This window comes from Paenibacillus sp. PvR133, assembly GCF_017833155.1.
GTDB classification, from domain to species: Bacteria; Bacillota; Bacilli; order Paenibacillales; family Paenibacillaceae; genus Paenibacillus; species Paenibacillus polymyxa_B.
Genome location: NZ_JAFIBS010000001.1, coordinates 3,808,396 through 3,832,378, shown reverse-complemented (window position 1 = coordinate 3,832,378; position 23,983 = coordinate 3,808,396). Strand labels below are relative to the sequence as shown.

General features: G+C 51.6%; 1 protein-coding gene (cut by a window edge). It reads right to left on the bottom strand.

Annotated features, from left to right (window positions below):
• A protein-coding gene (locus JOE49_RS16955) for a non-ribosomal peptide synthase/polyketide synthase (protein WP_209942036.1) crosses the window boundary here: on the bottom strand, positions 1-23,983 show its 5' portion. The gene continues 18,275 nt to the left of window position 1, outside the view; 23,983 of the gene's 42,258 nt are visible here — the first part of the coding sequence; it begins with the start codon at positions 23,981-23,983; its stop codon lies beyond the left edge, outside the window.

Sequence of the window (23,983 nt, the reverse complement as noted above, 5' to 3'; positions counted from 1 at the left end):
TATATTTGCTGGTGTCGCTTGTTGTAGTGGATGGAACATGTTCCTTTTCTTTTTCCTTGCTGTCCGGCGTTGGCTCCTTCCATAAAGCATCTGCACCCGGCAACAACGTTTGCTGTTCAAAGCCCGCCAAATAGCTGCTCCAGTATTCTTTTGCCGCACGTTCATCCTGACGTCCCAGCCATTCGATATATTGGCCATACGGTGTGATAGGAGCGAGCTCCGGCTGCTTCTGCTCCAGCAGCGCAAAGTACGTACCAAACACTTCACCCGTAACGAGCGATAAGCACCAGCCATCCATGACAATGTGATGGAAGCTCCATACCAAATGATACGTTTCTTCATGGGTCTGCAATACCTGTACACGCATGAGTGCATCGGTACCGAGATTAAAGCCTCTAGCTTGGTCCTCCAGCTTAAACGCCTGGATATACGCCTGTTGCTCCGCTTCCCGCATGCCGCGTACATCCTGGAAGGAAAGGTCGCTATCTTTGTGACGGAACACGATCTGCAATGGCTCCTGACTGTGCCCTGTCTCAAACATATGGAAATTCGTCCGCAGCGCTTCATGACGCTGTGTCAGTACATCCAGACTCTTGCGGAACACAGCTACATCAAAGCTCCCTTGTTGATCAAACGACGCTTGCTGGAAGTAGGCGCCTGACTCCGGCTCCATCAAGCTATGGAAATGCATCCCCTTCTGCATTGGCGAGAGAGCATATACATTTTCCAGCTCGCCCACAGAAGCTGTTTGCTCCGTCAATTGCTCCAGTTGCTCCAGTGTCAAGCCTTTGAACAATACATCGCTTGGTGTTAGCTCACTCCGCTCTTTGGAGGCACAATGAGCGATCACTTCCTGCAAGCTTTCCTGCAGCAACTGCGCAAAGTTTTCTACATTTTGCTGATGATATACCTTACTGTCATAGCGAATTTCCAGTGTCAGCGCGCCCGCCGTAATCATTCCGTTCACATTCAAAGGATGCTCCAGTACGGTATGATCACTCATCGGCTCTCCACCTGGATGTGAAGACAGAACGATATCCCCATTTTCCAAGTCCTGATCAAATTGTCCCAAATAGTTAAAGCTAATTTCAGGCTGCAAGGCAAGGGAATGATGGGCATCATCCTGAGACATATATTTCAAAATGCCGTAGCCAATGCCCTTATGCGGTACATGGCGCAGGTCTTCCTTCACCCGCTTGATTCGCTGCCCTACTTCTGCCTTTCCGTCCACACCCAGCAGCACCGGATATTGGCTTGTAAACCAGCCCACGGTACGGGTGATGTCGATATCTGGAACAATGGCTTCCCGGCCATGTCCCTCCAGATTGACCAGCACGCGCTCCTGACCGCTCCAGTTATATAATGCTGTGCCGAGTGCGGTTAACAGCAGATCATTGACCTCCGTGTGGTACGCACGATGTGCTTCCTGCAGCAGCAGTCGTGTTTCCTGCTCGCTCCAAGCTACGCTCACCGTCGCAGTGTCTCTGATTAGAGAATGTTGTCCCTCTGCTCTCTCATGATCCTTAGGCAACGATGCGACTTCCGTTTGGGCAAGACGGTGCCAGTATTCGCGTTCGTCTTCGATGGCCGGACTATTCGCATATTGTGATAAGCGCTCTGCCCAAGTGGAGAACGAGTCCGTTTTATATGGCAAACGAATGGCTTCTCCACGAACCGCCTGCTCATATCCCGTGGCAAAATCCTCAAACACAATCCGCCATGAAATGCTGTCTACCACCAAATGGTGAATGGCAATCAGTAAATGATCCCCATCCATGCAGCGGAAAAGTCCCAGCTTCACCAGCGGTCCTTCGTCCAGACGAATGGAGCTTTGGATGGCATTGGCTTTCATTTCAATGGCTGCTGCAACATCTGTAATGTTTTGCACATCCGTCAAATCCACAACGTCCAGACTGTACAGCTGACCTTCGTTCAAACCGCGATTCCACGCTTCATAGCCCTGTTCGGTCTGACGGAAGACTATACGTAGCGCATCATGGTGCTCCGTTACCTTGGTCACCGTTTGATGCAATGCATCTATATCGAACCTTTCTGCTCTATACAGCATCACCGACTGGTTGAAATAATGCGGCTCTGCTGAGGATTGTCCAAAGAACCATTGCTGTATTGGGGTCAATCTAACTGCCTCCGAAACCACCCGCTGATCGGCTGTACGGCTGACCTTGTGTACATAACCACTCAGCAACGAGACAGAAGGATATTGGAACAAATCCTTCATGTCCAGCTTATAGCCCGCTTGCAGCAAACGGGAAGATACCTGGATTGCCTTGATTGAATCGCCGCCCAGATCAAAGAAATTATCCAAAATCCCGACTCTCTTCGTCCCCAACACGGTCTGCCAAATGGAAACCAACGTCTGCTCCAGCGCTGTGCGCGGCTCTACATAGTCCGCTCCGCTTTGCAGGCTGCCTTCTGGTGCTGGCAGGGCCTTGCGGTCGATTTTACCGTTCGGCGTCAGCGGCATCTGCTCCAGCTGGATGAAATACGAAGGCACCATGTAGTTTGGCAACTCCTCACCCAGTAAACTGCGTAGCTCACCCGCGCTTACATCTTGTTCAGCGACATAGTACGCCACCAGTTGGTTTTGCCCCTGCTCGTCTGCCTGGGCCAGTACGATGACCTCTTGTACGTCCTCCACTTTCAAAATTTGTGCCTCGACCTCACCCAGCTCGATCCGGTAGCCCCGGATTTTCACCTGATGGTCGATCCGGCCCAAATATTCGATGTTGCCGTCTGGCATCCATCTCGCCAAGTCACCCGTACGGTACATCCGTTCATAGCCCGCTTCGCCAGCTGCAAACGGATTCGATACAAATTTCTCAGCCGTCAGCTCTGGACGATCCAGATAACCCCGAGCCAGACCCGGACCGGACACGCACAGCTCACCCGCTACGCCCACCGGAGCCAAATGTCCATGCACATCCACCATGTATACCCGGTGATTCGGCACAGGGCGTCCGATAGAAATCAGCTGTCCGGCTCTCTCATCCTCGGATACCGGCCAGATGGACGTCGCCACCGAGTTTTCTGTTGGACCGTAGCCATTGTAGTACGCCACCTGATCCTTCCACTTGTACACTAATTCTGTTGAAGATGCAGAACCCGCAGTGAACAGAATACGCAGGTTTGGCATCCGTTCTGGCTCCAGATACACCGCATAGGTCGGCGGCAAAGCGGCCACGGTAATTTGATGATCCGCCATATATTGCTCAAACCGCTCGTAGTTCAAAATCGTTTCTGACGTTGGCACATACAACGTGGCTCCACAGAACAGCGCTTGGAAGATTTCCCAGCAAGCCGCATCAAACGAATAGCTGGCGAACAGCAACGCATGATCCGACGTGCTCATCCGAAGCGTCTGATCAAAATACGTTTTCAGATTGCATAGCCCATGATGCTCGAGCATTACACCCTTCGGCTGCCCCGTTGTACCCGACGTATAAATCACATACGCCAAATCATTCGGACCGGACCACGGCTCCAAATTGGAATCATCCTCGTGATACACCGTTTGCTCCCCATCTAGCACCAGCACGTGACCGTCGATAGCTGCTTTGTCCACCAGATGGCTTTGCGTCAACAGCAGCTTCGCACCCGAGTCGTCCAGCATGTAGCGGATACGCTCTTCTGGATACGTCGGATCGATGGGGACATATGCACCCCCGGCCTTCAAAATCCCGAAGATACCTACGATCATGTCCACCGAGCGCTCGGTCATCAGACCCACCAAACGATCCTTCGTCACGCCTTGGTTACGCAAGGTACGAGCTAGTCGATTGGCGCGTGCATTCAGTTCACGATAGGTCAACTGCTCTCCTTCGAAGAACAGGGCTGTCTGCTCCGGCGTCCGCGCGGTTTGCGCCTCGAACAAGCCATGAATCGTTTGCTCGTTTGGATAGGCTACCGTTGTATTGCCCCAAACCTCGACGATTTGCTCACGCTCCTGCGCGGTTACCATATCCAGCTCATGTACGCGAATGTCCGGCTTCGCTGTCACCTGTTCCAGCAGCTGTACCAGATGACCTCGAATTTGCTCTACACTTTCCCGTTCAAAGGCCAGTGCATTATAACCGAAGCTCATGTGAATGGTGTTCCCTGGCAGTACCACCAGGTTAAAGTCATAGTTGGTCTGCTCGACAGACTCAGCTCCTGTGATGCTGAAGCTGGACTCATCACCGTTGCCTAATTGCTCCAATTGTTCCTCTACCGGATAGTTCTCAAAAATAAGAATATGATTGATCAAATCCTGCTTAAGCTCCGACAATCCCTGAATTTCATACAGCGGGTACGTATCATAGGCATGGGAAGCAATGGATTGCTCTTGGGTGTGCTTCATCACGTCTGAGAATAAGCTGTCCACTTGACTGCGGATGCGTACAGGAATGGTATTGATAAACAGACCAATGATGTGCTCCACATTTGGAATGTCTGCCGGACGTCCAGATACCACGCTGCCAAACACCACATCATCTGTGCCATTATATTTTTGCAGCAAAAGGCCCCACACCGTCTGCATCAACGTATTGATCGTTACCTGATAACGCTTGGCTACGCGCTGAATGCCTGCCGTTAGCTCCGCGCCCAAGTCAAAATCCAGACGATCCGCCTGATACCCCGTTTTGCCCTGAATTTTAGCCTGTGGCAGGCGGGACTGTTCCTCATATCCTTCCAGAACCTTGCTCCAGTAACCTGATGCGGCCTGACGATCCTGTTGCTCCAGCCATTCGATATATTGACTGTATGGCGTTACAGGGGCCAGTTCCGGCTGTTTATGGGCCAGTATCGAAAAATAACTTGCAAACACTTCATTGGTCACCAGCGACAAGCACCAGCCGTCCATCACGATATGATGGAAGCTCCATACAAAACGGTACGCATCCTCACCTATGCGCAAAACGGCGACACGCATCAAAGCATCCTGCGCCAGATCAAAGCCTCTTTGCTTGTCTTTGCGCGTATATTCGAGGATGTACTCGTTTTGCTGCACTTCCTCCATATCTCGCAAATCTTCCACATAGAGTTCACTGTGCTTATTGCGGTACACGACCTGCAGCGGTTCATCCTTCCAGCCACTGTAGAAGTTCGTGCGCAGTGCTGTATGCCGCTGCACCAATACATCCAAACTTGCCGCAAACGCATCGATATTAAAATGTCCTTGCAGATCAAAGGAGGCCTGTTCAAAATAAGCTCCCGATTGCGAGTCCATCAGATTGTAAAAGAGCATGCCCTTTTGCATCGGCGTCAGCGCGTATACATTTTCCAGCTCACCTATATGTGCGGCCTGCGCTGCCATGTGCTCCAGTTCTCCAGTCGTCAGACCCTGGAAGGACACATCACTCGGCGTCAGCTCCGGCTGTTCCTGAGCGACACAATGTGTAATCACCTCTTGCAAAGCGGATTGTAGCAGTCCCGCCACACGTTCCAGCGTTTCTTTGCGATACTGCTTACGACTGTAAGCGATCGTCAAGCGCAGCGTGCCTTCCGAGATCATCGCATTCAAATCCAGCGTGTAAAGTAACGGTGAATGTGCATCCTCTGTCTCCCCTGCGCTATAGGATGACAATGTGATTCCACTGTTTTGCACATCCTGATCGACCTGTCCCAAATAGTTAAAGCTGATTTCCGGTTCTACTGCAAACGCATGGGACGCAGGAGACAAGTAGCGCCAAGTTCCATACGTCAGCCCTTTATACGGAATCCGGCGCAGACCTTCCTTCGTTTCTTTAATCCACTGGGCTAGCGTCAGGTTGACATCTGTATCCAGCAGCACCGGGTACAGGCTTGTAAACCAGCCTACCGTACGTGTTATATCCACCTCTGGCAAGATCGCTTCCCGGCCATGTCCCTCCAGGTTCACTAGCACTTGTCCCGCGCCTGTCCAGTTGTGCATTGCCAATCCTAACGCGGTCAGCAGCAAATCATTGACCTCGGTGTTATAGGCGCGATGGGCCTGCTTCAGCAGTTGCTCCGTTTCAGCTTCGGTCCACTCTACCGTCAGCACTTCGCTGTCTGCATTCAAGGAGCCTTCGTAGGCAAAATCCTTCGGCAGCGGCGCCGCTTCCGCTTTGGCCTGTTCCAGCTGCTGCCAGTAGGCTTCATCCGATGCCTCCGCAGGACGATTGGCGTAAGACGACAACTCCCGTGCCCATGTTTGGAAGGAATCCGTTTTATAGGGCAATCGTACCGACTCGCCCTTGATCGCCTGTTCGTAGCCAGTCGAGAAATCTTCAAACAGAATCCGCCACGACACCCCGTCTATCACCAAATGGTGAATGGCTATGAGCAAATGATCTCCCTCTGCTGTGCGGAACAATCCGAGTTTGACCAAAGGTCCTGCGGACAGGGCGATGCTGCTTTGGATTTCATTTGCCTTCGCTTCCAGCGCTTCCGCATAGGCTACTTGTTCACGGTAGTCTGCGGTTTCCAGCGTATACAACGCGCCTTCATCTACACCGCGTGTCCAAGCCGTATAACCCGAGGAAGTCTGACGGAAAACTGTACGAAGCGCATCATGATGCTTCACGATGTGATCCATGACTTGGCGAACCGCCGTCTCATCAAAGCCCTCGGCACGATAGAGCATGACCGCCTGATTAAAGTGCTGCGGACGCTCGCGCTCCTGCGCAAAGAACCAATGCTGGATCGGAAGCAAAGCGGTTTCCCCGCTCACTTCTCCTTGATCTGCCATACGACTGACCTCGTGCATATGCGGTGCCAGTGTTGCAACCGTTGGATACTGGAATAAATCCTTCATGTCCAGCTTATAGCCGGCCTGGAACGCACGCGATGCGATTTGGATCGCCTTGATCGAATCGCCGCCCAGATCAAAGAAATTGTCCAAAATACCGACAGTCTGTAGTCCCAGTACTGACTGCCAGACCGCTGCCAGAGCACGTTCTTGCGCGGTACGCGGCTCAGCATAATCCGCTCCGGTTTGCAGGCTGCCTTCCGGTGCTGGCAGGGCCTTGCGGTCGATTTTGCCATTTGGACTCAGCGGCATCTGCTCCAGCTGTACAAAGTACGATGGCACCATGTAGCTTGGCAGCTCCCGGCCCAGCTCACTTCTCAGCTCGCTGGCACCCATTTCTTGCCCCGCGACATAGTACGCCACCATTTGTTTTTGGCCCGTTTCGTCTGCACGCGCCATGACCACGGCTTCTCGTACCGATTCCACTTGGAGCAGCTGCGATTCGACCTCGCCCAGCTCAATCCGGTAACCCCGGATTTTCACCTGATGGTCGATCCGGCCCAGATATTCAATGTTGCCGTCCGGCATCCATCTCGCCAAATCGCCTGTGCGGTACATCCGTTCATACCCGGCTTCACCACCGGAAAACGGATCGGCTACGAATTTCTCGGCCGTCAGCTCCGGTCGGTTCAGATAGCCCCGTGCTACGCCGACACCGCCGATGCACAGCTCCCCTGCAACCCCGATCGGCTGCAATTGCTCCGTGCCTTCCTTCACGATGTACAGACGAATATTCTGAATCGGTTTCCCGATTGGAATGACCGCATAGGTTTCATTCGGCTCGCAATCGAAGTACGACACGTCCACCGTCGCTTCGGTTGGACCATACAGGTTGATCAGCTTCGCTCCAGCCAGGCTCGACACAAGCCGTTGGAACCGTGCGACATGCTGTGGCGGTAATGCTTCACCACTGGCAAAGACATGGCGCAACGTACCCAGCTTCGCTTGCATCACTTCCCGTGGCTGCTGCTCCACATATTCCAGGAACGCATGCAGCATGGCGGGTACAAAGTGCATCGTGCTCACACCATCGCGAGCAATCGTGTCGACGATGTCTTCCGGGTTCTTTTCCCCGCCGACTGACAGCAGGCTCACCTTTGAGCCGACCAGCGACCACCAGAACAGCTCCCACACCGACACGTCGAACGTGAAGGCCGTCTTTTGCAGGATCGTATCTTCCGCACTCAAGCCGTAACGATCATGCATCCACAAAATCCGATTCAGCACAGAATGGTGCTCCACCATCACGCCCTTCGGTTTTCCCGTGGAGCCAGAGGTATAGATGACATAGGCTACATGGTGCGGTCCGGCCAGTGGCTCCAGATTCGAGCCATCTTCGTGGTAAATGTCCTCGCGATCCAGCAACAGCACCTTGCCGTCGAAACTCAGTGATGCTTGCTCCGCCAGATGCGATTGCGTCAGCACCAGCTTCGCTTCCGAGTCCTCCAGCATAAAGCGGATACGATCCGCCGGATATTCTGGATCGATGGGCACGTAAGCTCCGCCTGCTTTGAGGATCGCGTAGATACCCACGATCATGTCCAGCGAGCGCTGAACCAAAATGCCCACGGGCTGATCCGGTTCAATACCTTCGGCACGCAAGGTGCGTGCGAGACGGTTCGCGCGCTCATTCAACTCACGGTAGGTCAGCGATTCCGCTCCGCACAGCACTGCTACTTGCTCTGGCGTGTTCGCTACCTGCTGCTCGAACAGTGCACTTAGCGTTTGATCCTGCGGATAAGCTGCCGTCGTATTTCCCCACACCTGAACGATCTGTGCCTGTTCTTGCGGGGTTACCAATTCCAGCTCATTCACACGGATATTCGGATTGTCCACAATTTGCCCGATGACATGGTCGATATGCCCCTGGATACGCTCCATAGCAGATCGGTTATACACCAGAGCATTGTATTCAAGCAGGATGGAGATATCCTCGTCAGGCACGACAATCAGGTTGAAATCGTAGTTGGTTTGCTCGGCAAGTGCCACATTGGCAATAGAGAAGCCATTTTGTGCTCTTGTCTCACCGGAATCACCCACCTGCTTCATCTGTTGCCCGATCGGGTAGTTTTCAAAGACCATAATGTGATGAATTAGGTCTTGTTTTTGTGCAGTCAGTGCCTGGATATCGTATAGCGGGAACGTGTCATAGACACCAGAGGCCAAAGCCTGCTCCTGTGTGCGCTGCAATACTTCAGCAAATGTAGCATCCGGTGCACTGCAAATACGTACCGGAATCGTGTTGATAAACAATCCGATCATATTCTCCACGCCTGGAATGTCTGCCGGACGACCGGATACCACACCACCAAATACAACATCCTGATGATTATTGTATTGCTGTAAAATAACGCCCCACACGCTTTGCAGCAAGGTGTTAATCGTGACATGTTGTTGCTTGGCCATTTGGTTCAATGCCGCGGTCCGTTCTTTACCCAACATAAATGGCAGCTTTTCTGAAACATAGCCGGAATGGGAACCCGCACCGCTTCCGTCTGGTTCTTCATCCCGTGCGACTACAGAAGCTTGTGCGTTCTCACCAGGCAACAAGGTTTGCTGCTCATAACCCGCCAAATACTTACTCCAATAACGGGTCGCTTCCTGTGCATCCTGATCTTCCAACCATTCGATATAGTCACTATACGGCTTGACAGGTGCGAGCTCTGGCTGCTTGTGCTCCAGCAGGGCAACATATGCACCAAACACTTCATTCGTCACCAGCGACAGGCACCAGCCATCCATCACAATATGATGGAAGCTCCATACAAAACGGTAGGAGCTATCACCCGTGCGGAAGACGGTTACGCGCATGAGCGCATCCTTGCCTAAATCAAAGTTTTGAGCTTTATCCTGGGCCACAAATTCAGCTATAACGTGCTCACGGCCTCGGACATCCTCATAACGGAAGCTCGGATTTTTATGACGATAGACGATCTGCAACGGTTGGCCATACCAACCACTGTAGAAATTCGTCCGTAATATAGCATGTCGGCTAACCAGCAGCTTCAGACTTTCCTCGAATAGGGACGGTTCAAAGTAGCCCTCCAGATCAAAGGTCGCCTGTTCAAAATACACGCCTGTTTCTGCATTCATCAGACTATGGAACAGCATCCCCTTTTGCATGGGGGTTAACGGATACATATTTTCCAGTTCTCCAACCGTCTTGGTCTGCTCCTTAATCGTTTCTAATTGCTCCAGGGTCAGACCTTTTAGCAATACATCACTTGGAGTCAATTCGGTCCGCTCCCGTGTGACACAATGCTCGATCATTTCAAGCAGGTTGGATTTTAACAGATTAGCCAGCATGTGGACCGTGTCCTTACGGAAGGCTTTGCCGTTATACCGAATGCCCAGTTCCAGGATGCCGTTCGTTACGATTCCGCTCACATCCAGAGCATATTTCATCTTCGTCCGGTCGCTAACGACCGATCCAATCGAGTAAGGAGACCTACGCATATCGCTGTTTTGCAAGTCCTGATCAAACTGGCCGAGGTAATTGAAACTCACTTGTGGCTCGGCAAAAGCTTGATGTTGACCAAGGTGCCGTGCATCTGCTTGCTGACCAACCGTTTGGCCGGATTCACTCAAATATCTCCATATACCGTAGCCCATTCCTTTATTCGGAATATGACGCAGGCTCTCTTTGACCTGTTTGATGCGTCCCGACAAAGCGTGATCACGACCGATGTCCAGCAATACCGGATATTGACTCGTAAACCAGCCTACCGTACGAGAAATGTCCGTATCCGGCAAAATATCCTCACGTCCGTGTCCCTCCAGGTTGATCAGGCTGCGTTCATGGCCGGTCCATGTGTACAGCATCATGCCCAAAGCAGTCAGAAGCAGATCATTCACTTCCGTGTTATATGCGCGGTGTGCTTGCTTCAACAGCCGTTCAGTCTCTTCTTCCGTAAGCTGGACGACCACTGTATCCGTGTCAGCTAGGATAAATGGCTCAGCCTGCGCTTGATCCTCAGGCAAACGCACTTGGTCAGCCCAAGCGGCTGCGTTCAGTTGCTCCCAGTAGGCGTGTTCACTTTCCATGGCTGTGCTATTCGCATACGCGGAGAGTCGCCCAGACCAGGAACGGAAGGAATCCGTTTTGTTCGGCAGCTGAAGCACTTCCTGATGAACGGCCTGTTCATAGGCAGTAGCCAAATCCTCAAACAAAATACGCCAGGATACCCCGTCCACCACCAAATGGTGAATCACCATCAGCAGATGATCCCCATCGGCACAGTGGAACAAACCAGCCTTTAACAGCGGCCCTTCTTGCAGTTGAATACTGCTTTGAATTTCGGTGGATTTCGCTTCAATTGCCGCGCTGAGCATGACTTCATCCGTCAAATTGCTAAAGTCCAGCACGTCCAGGTGATACAGCTCGCCTTCCTGTATTCTGCGGTTCCATGCTTTATAGCCTTGCTCGGTCTTGCTGAACACCATCCGCAGAGCATCGTGGTGCTCCGTCAGCTTGCCAAGCGCCTGACGCAAAGCAGCTTCGTCAAAGCCCTGCTCCCGGTGCAGCATAACGGCCTGGTTAAAGTGATGCGCATCCACTTGCTCCTGTGCAAAGAACCTGTGCTGGATCGGAAGCAACGCCGTCTCTCCGCTCACTTCTCCCTGATCTGCCATACGACTGACCTCGTGCATATGCGGTGCCAGGGTTGCGACGATGGGATAGCGGAACAAATCCTTCATGTCCAGCTTGTAGCCTGCCTGGAACGCACGCGACACGATTTGAATCGCCTTGATCGAATCGCCACCCAGGTCAAAGAAATTGTCCAACATTCCGACGGTTGGCACGCCTAGGACGGATTGCCAGACCGCTACGAGTGCCCGTTCCGGTGCAGTGCGCGGCTCTACATAATCCGCTCCGCTTTGCAGGCTGCCTTCCGGTGCTGGCAGGGACTTGCGGTCGGTTTTACCGTTTGGTGTCAGCGGCATCTGCTCCAACTGAATGAAATACGACGGCATCATATAGCTTGGCAATTCCCGCCCCAGCTCATGTCTCAGCTCACCGGCGCCAAGCTCTTGACTCGCGACGTAGTACGCCACGAGCTGTGTTTGGCCCGTTTCGTCCCCACGGGCCATGATGACCGCTTCTTGTACCGACTCCACCTGCAACAGCTGCGATTCGATCTCGCCCAGTTCGATCCGGTAGCCCCGGATTTTGACCTGATGGTCCATCCGCCCCAAATATTCAATGTTGCCGTCCGGCGTCCATCTCGCCAAATCGCCTGTATGGTACATCCGCTCATGGCCTGCCTTGCCACCAGCAAATGGATTATTTACAAATTTCTCAGCCGTCAGTTCTTCACGTTTCCAATACCCACGGGCTAATCCTTCCCCTGCAATACATAACTCGCCCGGCACACCGACGGGCTGCAACTCTCTACTCGCATTCATGATATAGATTTGGGTATTCGCGATAGGACGTCCGATATTAATGTCTTGAGCATGGGTCAGTTCCTGTACGGCCGACCACACCGTCGTTTCTGTAGGTCCGTACATGTTATAAATGCGGGGACCGTTTATTTCTTGCAGTGCTGTGAGCACCTTGGACGGAAGGGCTTCACCCCCGACCATAATGACCTTCACGTTTCGCAGCGCACGGGAACCTGCTTCATGACCCAGCAGCATTTGCAACCGGGATGGGGTCATTTGCAACATCTCAATAGAATGTTGAGTAATCAACTCACCAAGCGCCTGCGGATTCACCTGATGCTGGCGGTCGCCAAGCACAACAGACATTCCACCCAGCAGGGGCAGGATGGTTTCCAAGACGAAAATATCGAATGAAATGGTCGTGAGTGACAAAATGGTTTGGCTCGTTTCAAAGTCAATGGCTTCGCGCATCCCGGTAATAAAGTTGAGTACCGAGCGATGCTGGAGCATAACTCCTTTCGGATTTCCAGTCGAACCCGAGGTATAGATGACGTAAGCCAAATGCTCTGGGCGGGCAATCGTCTCCAGGTTGCTACTTTCTCCCTGATACAATGCGGCATCCTCAAGAAACATGGTATTGGCATGGCAATGGTGCTCTTCTGCCAGCTCACGACGGGTCAGAAGCACTGCGGCCTCGCTGTCTTCCAGCATGTATTCAATACGAGAGGACGGAAATTCGGGATCGATTGGCACATAAGCACCACCTGCTTTGAGAACGGCCAGGAGACCTACAATCATTTCCACGGAGCGCTGCACCATCAGACCCACCAGCTTGTCAGGTCCTACTCCCTGGGCTTGAAGCATTCGAGCCAATGAGTTTGCCCGTTCATTCAGTTCCCGATAAGTCAGACTCTGATTTCCAAACACCAATGCCACTTGGTCTGGCGTACACTCCACCTGATCCTCGAACAGCTGATGGATCGTCTGTTTGGACGGAAATGCACAAGCAGTGTCATTAAATGCTGCTGTAATCTGTTGTTTTTCCGCTGCTGTGACCAATTCCAGCTCTTCAACCCGAACATTTGGGTTGAGCGAAATTTGCTCCAAGAGACGGGTGAAATGTCCATACAGACGCTCAATGCCTTTCCGATCAAAACAGAGCGTGTTATACATAAAGCGAATCTTTATGCCTTCTCCCGGCATAACGGCTACGTTCAGATCGTAGTTGGTTTGCTCTGTAGCCACCACATTCGAAATCGTGAACGGTTCCTGTCCTTGGCCTCCCAGCTGCTCTACCTGCTGCTCCACCGGATAATTTTCAAATATCATAATATGATTGATTAAATCCTGCTTCTGCTCGGTCAGTGCCTGAATTTCATACAGCGGGAACGCATCATAGGCATTGGACGCCAGCGCTTGCCGCTGTGTTCGTTTCATCAGCTCGTTAAAGGCTTCGCCCTCTTCAGACTGCACACGCACTGGAATCGTATTAATAAATAGCCCGATCATGTGCTCCACACCTGGAATATCGCCTGGACGACCAGACACTACGCTACCGAACACGACATCCGAACTGTTGTTATATTTTTGCAACAGAACGCCCCATACGGTCTGAATCAACGTGTTGACCGTCACCTGATTTTGCTTCGCCACCCGTTCGATCTGAGCCACCAGCTCCGGCTGGAAGTCACATTCCAGATCTTCAGCAACATATTCCCCATCTTGCATCGATTTAGGCTGTGTTTTTTGCTGAGGAAGCGTAATTTGCTGCTCGTAGTCCGCCAGATACCCACGCCAGTATTGCAAGGCTGCCTCACGGTCCTGACGCTCCAACCATTCAATAAATCGACTAAACGGCGTGACAGGCTCCAGCGTTGGCTCATGACCCGCACGCAGTGCCAGATAGCTACCGAATACCTCCTGTGTCATAAAGGACAAGCACCAGCCATCCATCAAAATGTGATGGAAGCTCCAAACAAAGTGGTACGTTTCATCCCCGGTTTGCAAAATGGAGACACGAATGAGTGCATCCTCTGCAAGATTGAATCCTTTCGCTTTATCCTCGATGACAAAAGCTTCAACACAAGCTTCTCGTTCCTCTTTTTCTAGTCCGCGCAAGTCTTCATAATATAATTGCCCGCTACGATTACGGAAGACGACCTGCACAGGTTCATCCTTCCATGAACTGATAAAGTTCGTCCGTAACGCCTCATGACGCTGTACGAGCAAATCAAAGCTTTTGCTGAAAGCAACCACATCAAAACATCCATTCAATTCAAAGGTTGCCTGCTCAAAATAAGCTGCCGAACTCTCATCCATTAGACTGAAGAAGAGCATGCCCTTTTGCATCGGCGTCAAAGCATACACATTTTCTAGTTCACCCATATCTTGTGTATCTTTCACCAATTGCTCCAGCTCGTCCAGCGTTACATGTTTTAACAAGACATCACTTGGGGTCAACACCGTTCTTTCCTGCGCAATGCAATGGCTAATCACCTCACGCAAGCCGGATGCCAGTAGTTCTCCAAGCCGTGCAATCGTTTCGTGCCGGAATTGTGTGGTACCGTAGCGAATAGTGAACATCAGCTCGCCATCCTCGATTAATCCATTGATATCTAGTGCAAAATCCATAGCCGCGTTCGTGCTAACAGGCACACCAATGGAATAGGAGGAAGGCTTCAGATCGTTACCTTTATAATCCTGATCGAATTGGCCCAGATAGTTAAAACTGATCTCAGGCTGAGTCTTTAACTGCACGCCTGCTTTCTCCAGAACATTCATATCTGACAGGTATCGCAAAATACCATAACCGATGCCTTTTTGCGGAATATGACGCAGCCCTTCCTTGACCCGTTTAATCAGCCGAGCGGTATTTCCACCTTGTCCCAGACTTCCATCCAGTACAACCGGAAATTGGCTCGTAAACCAGCCGACTGTGCGCGTAATATCCACGTCGGGTACAACGGCTTCCCGTCCGTGGCCTTCCAAGTTAACCAGCACCCGTTCGGAACCAGACCAGTCATACACGGCTTTGCCGAGTGCGGCCAGCAGCAGGTCATTCATTTCCGTGTTATACGCGCGATGAGCTTGTTTGAGCAGCTGCTCGGTTTCCTGCTTCGTCCAGCTGACTGTCACTACCTCGCTGTCTCCAAGCAGAGCATTGTCATTCGCAAAATCCTTCGGCAGAGGCTTCGCGAGGCTGGCTTCCGCCTGTTCGATATGCTGCCAGTATGCAAACTCCCGCTCCATCGTCACACTATTTGCGTAGGCTGACAGCTGTTTGGCCCATACCTGGTAGGAATCTGTTTTATGCGGCAATCGGATGGCTGTGCCTGTTTTACCTGCAACGGCCTGCTCATATCCGGCTGCCAAGTCCTCCAGCAAAATGCGCCATGATACACCGTCCACAACCAGATGATGAATCACGACTAGCAAATGGTCGCCTCCAGCGCAATGGAACAGACCGAGCTTCACAAGTGGACCCTCGCTCAAGTGAATGCTCGCTTGAATTTCACTCGCCTTGGCTTCTACTGCGGTGGATTCATCTTCAACTCCGCTAAAATCTACGATGTCCAGCGTGTATAGCTCGCCTTCCATCACACTGCGGTTCCAAGCGGCATAGCCTTGCTCCGTCTCACGGAATACAGTGCGCAATGCGTCATGATGCTGGACAATACGTTCCATCGTACGGCGCAGCGCGTCGACGTCAAAGCGCCCGGCTCGATACAGCATCATCGCCTGGTTGCTGTGGTGCAGATCAACCGGCTGCTGCTCGAAGAACCACCGTTGAATAGGTGTCAGATCTACCTGGCCTACTGCCTCTTCCTGGCTGGCAATCTTGCCATCTGTACGAAGCAAAGGACTGAGTGACGCTACCGTCGGATTGCTGAACAAATCCTTCATGTCCAGTCGATACCCTGCTTGCAGCAATCGGGATGATACTTGCAATGCTTTGATCGAATCGCCGCCCAGTTCAAAGAAGTTATCCTGCGTGCCTACCGTTTCGGCACCCAGCACCCCGGCCCACACTGAAGCTAAAACCTGTTCTACCGTAGTACGTGGAGCCACATAGGCTGCGCCGGTATGGATGCTTCCTTCCGGTTCCGGCAAGGCCTTGCGGTCGATTTTGCCGTTGCTCGTCAGCGGGATCATCTCCAGTCGCATCAAGCGTGCCGGCACCATATGTGCTGGCAGTCCGGCTTCCAGCTCCGCCTGTACCTCCTCGATCCGCAGCTCCGCTTCTCCCGTGATGTATCCGCACAAATACTTGTGTCCGCGTTCGTCCGTCCGGTCGATGACTACCGCTTGACGCACACCCGGCACCCGCTGGATTGCCGTTTCAATCTCGCCCAGCTCGATCCGATATCCCCGGATTTTGACCTGATAATCCATCCGGCCGATAAAGTCCACATTGCCGTCTGGCATCCACCGCGCCAAGTCACCTGTGCGGTACAATCGTTCACCCGCTACATACGGATTCGCTACGAATTTCTCGGCCGTCAGGTCGGCACGGTTCAGGTAGCCTCGTGCTACCCCGGCTCCGCCAATGCACAGCTCACCCAGTACGCCGATCGGCACCGGATTCAGCTGGCTGTCCACAATGTAGAAGCGTGCGTTCAGCCACGCCTGGCCAATCGGTACACTGCCGCTGCTTGGCAGCTTCGACAGTTCTTCGTCGTAGAAACTAGAGTCGATTGCCGCTTCCGTGACGCCGTAACTGTTCATAATGCGAATATCCGCGCCAAATCGTTCTTGCAGCACCCGGTAATCCGTCACGCTGCAGCTATCCGAGCTGGTGATCAGCAATTCCAGACTGCTCATGTCCAGCCCGTGTTCATGCACATGCTGCATAAACGGTACAATCAAGGCCGGGGTTGATTCGAACACCGTAATCTGATAGTCGCGAATCCAGCCGTATAGACGGCTTGGGTCAATGCGATCATCTTTCGGACAGATGACCATCGTGCCACCGTTATAGAGCGCCCGCGCGATATCGCCGACGAACACGTCGAAGGAGAAGCTCGCCAGTTGTAACAGGCGTACCGGGAACTGGTTCAGACGGTAATCCCGGCGATAGGCCGCAGCCGTATTCACCAAGCTGCGATGCTCAATCATGACCCCTTTTGGACGCCCCGTTGTACCGGACGTGTAGATCACATACGCCAGATCCTGCGGCTCATTGATATGTTCCACATCCGTGGCATCCCCGGTGTACAACGACTCATCGTCCAGCGCCAGTACGGTGTGCAGACGCAAGTTCGCTGCGGATTCGGATGCTGCTTCGCAATCAGACTCCGAATCTGATTTCAAGCTTAATCCCTCATTAAGGCTGTCTCTTTCCATCGTTTCAATGCTAACCGCCGTTTCCAGCTCACCCTCAGCCTTTCCTTCGGCCAAAGCCCATCGGCTTTCATTCAGCCATGCTTGGGCACGCTCCTGCATACCTGTTTGAGTCAGTAGCACCGTAGCGCCGCTGTCCTCCAGCATAAAGCGGATACGGTCAGACGGATAATCCGCATCTAAAGGTACATATGCACCTCCGGCTTTCCATACCGCCAATACGCCGACCAGCATGTCCACCGAGCGCTCGCTCAAAATACCAACAATGGATTCACGCCCAATGCCTTCATTCCGCAATCTACGAGCAAGTTGGTTCCCACGCTCGTTCAGCTCGCGATACGTAAGCTGCCGCTCCTCGTATACAACTGCCACGTGATCCGGCACAAGCTGCGCTTGTTCTTCCACATAGGCGTGGAACAACCCTTCTGATTGCTTTTCATCACTCCATGCAGATACGCCCACTGATCCAAAACCGTCGATGATTTTCGCTTTTTCCGAAGCAGTCACCAACTCAAGCTCATCTACCAGCGCATCTGGTCTGTTAATCGCTTCTTCAATAATATGCAGCAAATGCCCGCGGATTTGCTCTATAGCTGTACGTTCCAATACTCGCGCGTTGTACTCTAAATGGACATGAATTTCATCACCCGGCACAACCGTAATGTTGAAATCATAGTTCGTTTGCTCCGATACGGAAGCATTTGTAATTGTAAAACCATTCTCACCACGGCTACCCATTTGCTCCATACGCTGTTCCACTGGGTAGTTTTCAAACACCATAATATGGTTCACCAGGTCCTGTTTTTGCTCTGTCAGGGCCTGAATTTCATACAACGGATAGGTTTCATAAGCACGGGAAGCCAGTGCCTGCTCCTGTATCTGCTTCATTAACGCAGCAAACGTAATATCTTTCTCACTGTGAATCCGTACAGGAACCGTATTAATGAACAAACCAATCATTTTGTCTATGCCCGGAATATCCGCTGATCTGCCGGATACGACACTGCCAAATACAACATCCCGACTGTTGTTATACCGTTGCAGCACAACGCCCCATGCTGCTTGCAGAAGGGTGTTGACCGTCACTTGCTTTTGCTTAACCAGCTTGTTCATCCGTTCCGTCACTTCGCGGCCCAGTGTAAACGAAAGCTTGTCCGCTTCATATTCTTTAGCGTGACCGTCCAGCTGTTTTGCCTGCGGCAATACCGTCTGCTGCTCGAAACCAGCAAAGTAATCACTCCAGAACCGTTCAGCCTCCGCGTTGTCCTGTCGCTCCAGCCATTCAATATATTCGCTGTATGGCGTTATCGGGACAAGCTCCGGCTTGCGGTCTTCGAGGATGGCAAAGTACGTATTAAATGCTTCCCCCACAACCAGGAACAAGCACCAGCCGTCCATCAAAATATGGTGGAAGCTCCATACAAAACGGTACGACTCCTCGCCTGTACGCAAAACAGACACCCGCATCAGCTCGCCTGAGTTGAAATTAAAGCCTTCGACTTTGTCACGCTCAGCAAAATCAGCAATGTATGCGTCCTGCTCTCCTTGTCCCATTGAACGCACATCTTCAAAACGGAACCCGGCATGTTTGTGGCGGTACACCACCTGTAAAGGCTGCTCATTCCAGCCGCTATAAAAATTAGTTCTGAATATTTGATGGCGATCCACCAGTTGATTTAAGCTTTCGGCAAAAGCCTCCACTTGAAAGCTGCCTTGCAGATCAAATGTCGCCTGCTCAAAGTACGCCCCGGATTTCGGCTCCATTAAGCCGTGGAACAGGATGCCTTTTTGCATGGGTGTGAGCGAATAAATGTTTTCCAGTTCTCCCGCAACAGCCGTCTGCTCTACAATATGATCCAGCTCTCCAGCCGTCAGTCCTTGGAAGGACAAATCGCTTGGCGTCAGCTCTGGCAACTCTTTTTCCACACAGTGAGCCAATACCTCACGCAAGCTCTCCTGAAGCAGATCAGCCAGCTTTTTGATTGACTTTTTCATGAACGTTTTGTTGCTGTAGCTGATCGTCAGCTCCAGTGCACCGTCCGTGATCATGCCGTTGATATCCAGAGCATACCGCTTGGTTAACGTGTCACTAATGGAAGCTCCGATGGAATAAGGAGACATGCGAAAGGCATTATTCTTTAAATCCTGATCGAATTGTCCGAGATAGTTAAAGCTGATTTCCGGCTCGCTGATAAAAGGTGCTTCCCCTTCCCTGTCAGCAAGATATCTCAAAATCCCGTATCCAATCCCTTTATGCGGCAAACGGCGCAGTCCTTCTTTGACGTTCTTGACACGCCGTCCCACATTCTGTTCCTCGCCCATATCGAGTACAACCGGGAATTGGCTGGTAAACCAACCGATCGTACGCGTAATGTCTACATCCGGCAAAATGGCTTCCCGTCCGTGACCCTCCAGATTTACAAGCACCTGACGGATGCCTGCCCACTCCTGAATTGCAGTGCCCAGAGCTGTCAGCAACAGGTCGTTTGCTTCCGTATTGTAGGCGCGATGAGCTTGTTTCAAGAATTGTTCCGTTTCTTGTACCGTCCACGCTACTGTCAGTGTCCGATCATCGCGAAGCTGTGGCTTAGCCTGAGATTTACGAGTGTAATCTTTAGGCAAGGATGCCTGACTCTTCCCTGCTTGCTCAATCTGCTCCCAATACGCACGCTCATTCTCCAACGCTCCACTGTTCGCATAAGCGGATAGCTGATCTGCCCACAGACGGAAGGAATCCGTTTTGTTGGGTAAACGGACAGACTCGCCCTGTAAAGCCTGCTCATAACCGGATGCCAAATCCTCTAGCAAAATACGCCAAGACACGCCGTCGACCACAAAATGGTGGATCGCTACCAACAAATGGTCTCCATCGGTGCAACGGAACAGACCCAGCTTCACCAAAGGGCCTTCATCTAGACGGATACTGCTTTGAATTTCGCTGGCTTTGTTCTCCAGCAAATGAGCAAAGTCAGACTCATTTGTAAAATCAACTACTTCGAGGCTGTACAGTTCTCCTTCTTGCACGCCACGGTTCCATGCTTCATACCCACCGTCCGCATTTTGGCGGAATACGATGCGCAAAGCATCATGGTGCTCGACAATGCGTTGCAGTGCCTGACGAAGCGCCGTTTCATCCAATCGATCCTCACGATGCAGCATCAGAGCCTGGTTATAGTGTTCAGGATTGGATGGCTGCTGTTCAATGAACCAGTGTTGAATCGGTGTTAATGCCACGTTTCCACTGACTTCTCCTTGATCGGAAACACGGCTCACCCGCTGCACTCGTCCATTCAGCTCAGCAATCGTCGGATACTGGAACAACTCCCTCATTTCCAGCTTGTAACCATTTTGCAGCAGTCTTGAAGACACCTGGATGGCCTTAATCGAGTCGCCCCCCAGATGGAAAAAGTTATCCAGCACACCAATATGCTCAATACCAAGTATAGATTGCCACACAGACACTAGCGTACGTTCTACCTCATTACGTGCCGCTACGTAATCCTCACCGGAATCCACGCTTCCTTCTGGTTGCGGCAATGCCCGACGATCCACTTTGCCATTTGGTGTCAACGGCAATTGCTCCAACTGCACAAAATATGACGGTACCATGTAACCCGGCAATTCTTGGCTCAAGGCACTTCGCAGCTCGCTAGCCGCGATATTCGCAAGGGTGACTACATATGCACAGAGCTGCTTTTGCCCCTGCTCATCCTCACGTGCAATGACGACGGCTTCTTGCACCGCCTCCAGCTTCAGCAGCTGTGCTTCCACCTCGCCCAACTCAATCCGGTAGCCCCGGATTTTCACCTGTGCGTCAATCCGTCCTTTGTATTCCAACGTCCCGTCCTCATTCCAGCGCACCAAATCGCCTGTGCGGTAGCAGCGCTCTCCGCTGCGGAACGGGCTGTCTACAAACTTTTCAGCCGTTAAATCCGGACGGTTCCGGTAGCCACGTGCCACCCCGTCGCCGCCGACGATCAACTCCCCCCATGCCCCGACAGGCTGAAGCTGCATGGAACGGTCTACGACATACGCTGTGGAGTTGTGAATCGGACGCCCAATCGGCACCGCTTCCAATTGCACGCTGGCAATCGCATGAGTTGTAGAAAAAGTTGTATTTTCTGTCGGCCCATAGCCGTTAATGATCCGCAGGGACGGATGAGCCTCCAGCACCCGGTTAATGTGCGGTACGGACAGCACATCACCACCGACCAGCAGTTCTTGTACCCCCTCGAACAGCTCCAAGTCCTGCTGAGATAGCTGGTTAAAGAGCGGCGCAGTCAGCCACATTGTCGTGATACCATGGTTGCGCACGGCTTCCTTGAGCTTTGGAGCGTCCAAAATGACATCCTGACTTACCAGCACGAGCTGTCCACCATTCAATAGCGCACCCCAAATTTCGAAGGTGGACGCGTCAAAGACAACGGCGCCAGTTTGCAAAATGCGTGTATCAGCATCTAATTGCGCATAGTTTGTACTTTTCACCAAACGCACGACATTGCGATGTTCTACCATAACCCCTTTGGGCTGTCCGGTCGTGCCCGAAGTGTACATCAAATAAGCTAGTCGGTTTCCAAATTTACGTTCTTGTTCTCCAGCAGTGCTGTCTACGACAGACGAGGATGATTCATTTAAAATCTCATTTTTCAGATTAGTATAATCGGTATAATCCGCATGATAAGCCTCGTTTTGCTCCCAATGTACGGTATTCAAGCCTTGGTCATTCTCTGCCCCGTACACCTTAGCATCGCTCAGATCCAGTACGATTCCGGTGTATTCCTCCAGTTGCTGTTCTGCATGCTGCACCAGCAGCAACTTCGCCCCCGAATCTTCCAGCAGGTAACGGACACGTTCAGCCGGATAATCAGGGTCAATCGGCACATATGCGCCGCCCGCTTTGAGAATCGCCAACATGCCGACAATCATATCCGTGGAACGCTCAGCAACGATACCTACAGTTTGCTCGGCGGTAACACCGTGTCCGCGCAACGTGTGAGCCAGTCGATTTGCTTTTACATTCAGTTCGCCATAAGTTAAACGGGCATTTCCGAACACGACTGCTGTCTGATTCGGTGTACGTTCAGCCTGTTCCTCAAACAACTCATGAATGCCTGCTTCGTGTGGATATTCCACCGCAGTAGCATTGAATACGTCGACGATTTGTGCCCGTTCTTCCTCACTGATCAGCGACAATTCCTGTATCCGCTTGTGTGGGCCCTGCACCATATGCTCCGCCACACTCAAAAATTGTCGAATAATTCGAGCAATTTCCTGTTCACTAAACAGCTCGGTACGATAATCTAGGTACAGCACGAGTCTATCGTCATCCAGCATTTCAACCATGTGAATATCGAAGTCGTTCACCGTATCTCCGCAGAAATCGTTATCTACCTGCTGAATGGCTTCATCAAACCGGGAGAAACTCAATGTACGATACTGGATGGAAGCACCAAACAGACGCTGAATGTCCAGACTGCTTTGCTGTTCACGCAAATCCTGAATAATTTTGTTGTATGGGTAACGCTGATGCCGCAAAATGGACGCCTGCTCCTTCCCTACACCTTGCAGGAAGGTCAGCAGTTCGGATTCTGGTTCGACCAACAGACGCGTAGCCACGGTGCTGACGAACATACCGATGGTATCCTTTTCCTTCTTAGACGTACGGTTGGCATAGAGTGTCCCCACGGTTAGGTCCTGCTCTCCCGTCACTTTATGCAAATAAATATACAGAGCCGCCAGGAAGAACGTGAAAATACTAATTTTATGTTCCTCGCAAAAAGCCGTAACACCACGATACAACTCATGTTCCAGTATAAAGCTCTCCCGGCGTGCAGCTGTGCTCAGTGTCAGCGGGTTATATGATTTCAAACCTGTAGTCTCTGGCAAATCGGCAAACTTTTCTGTCCAGTACGTTTTGTCCTTCTGATAACGGTCTGATTGCTCATAGCTTTGCTCTACCTGGATAAAATCCAGATAGGGATTGCCTTTGGTCGGTGCATCTTGACCTGTACCATGCACAATATCCATATAATGTCCGGTGATTTCATTAATGGCCTGATTCATGGACACGCCATCTGAAATAATATGATGCATTTTAAAATTAAACCAGGTTTCTTCTGCTCCGAGCTGCAAGATAACAAATCGGTACAGCTGCGAATCCAACAATGAGAACGGCTGTGGATTATGACGCTTTAACCATACATTCGCTTCTTCCGGGGCAACTTGGAGCGTTTCTATATTTTCCGCCGTAAACGGCTCTACATATTGATATGGAATCCCATCCTGAGCAGTGATCTTGATACGGAAAGAATCATTTTGGGCAATCACCCGGTTCATTGCTTGCTGCAAGGCATCTATACGAACAGTTCCCCTGATTTTTACTGTTGCAATAATTGTTGATGTGTTCCGATTAGGATACAGAAGCTCCGTATACCAAATCCGTTGCTGTGGCTGGCTTAGCGAAAACAATTGAACATCTTGCTGTGTCAT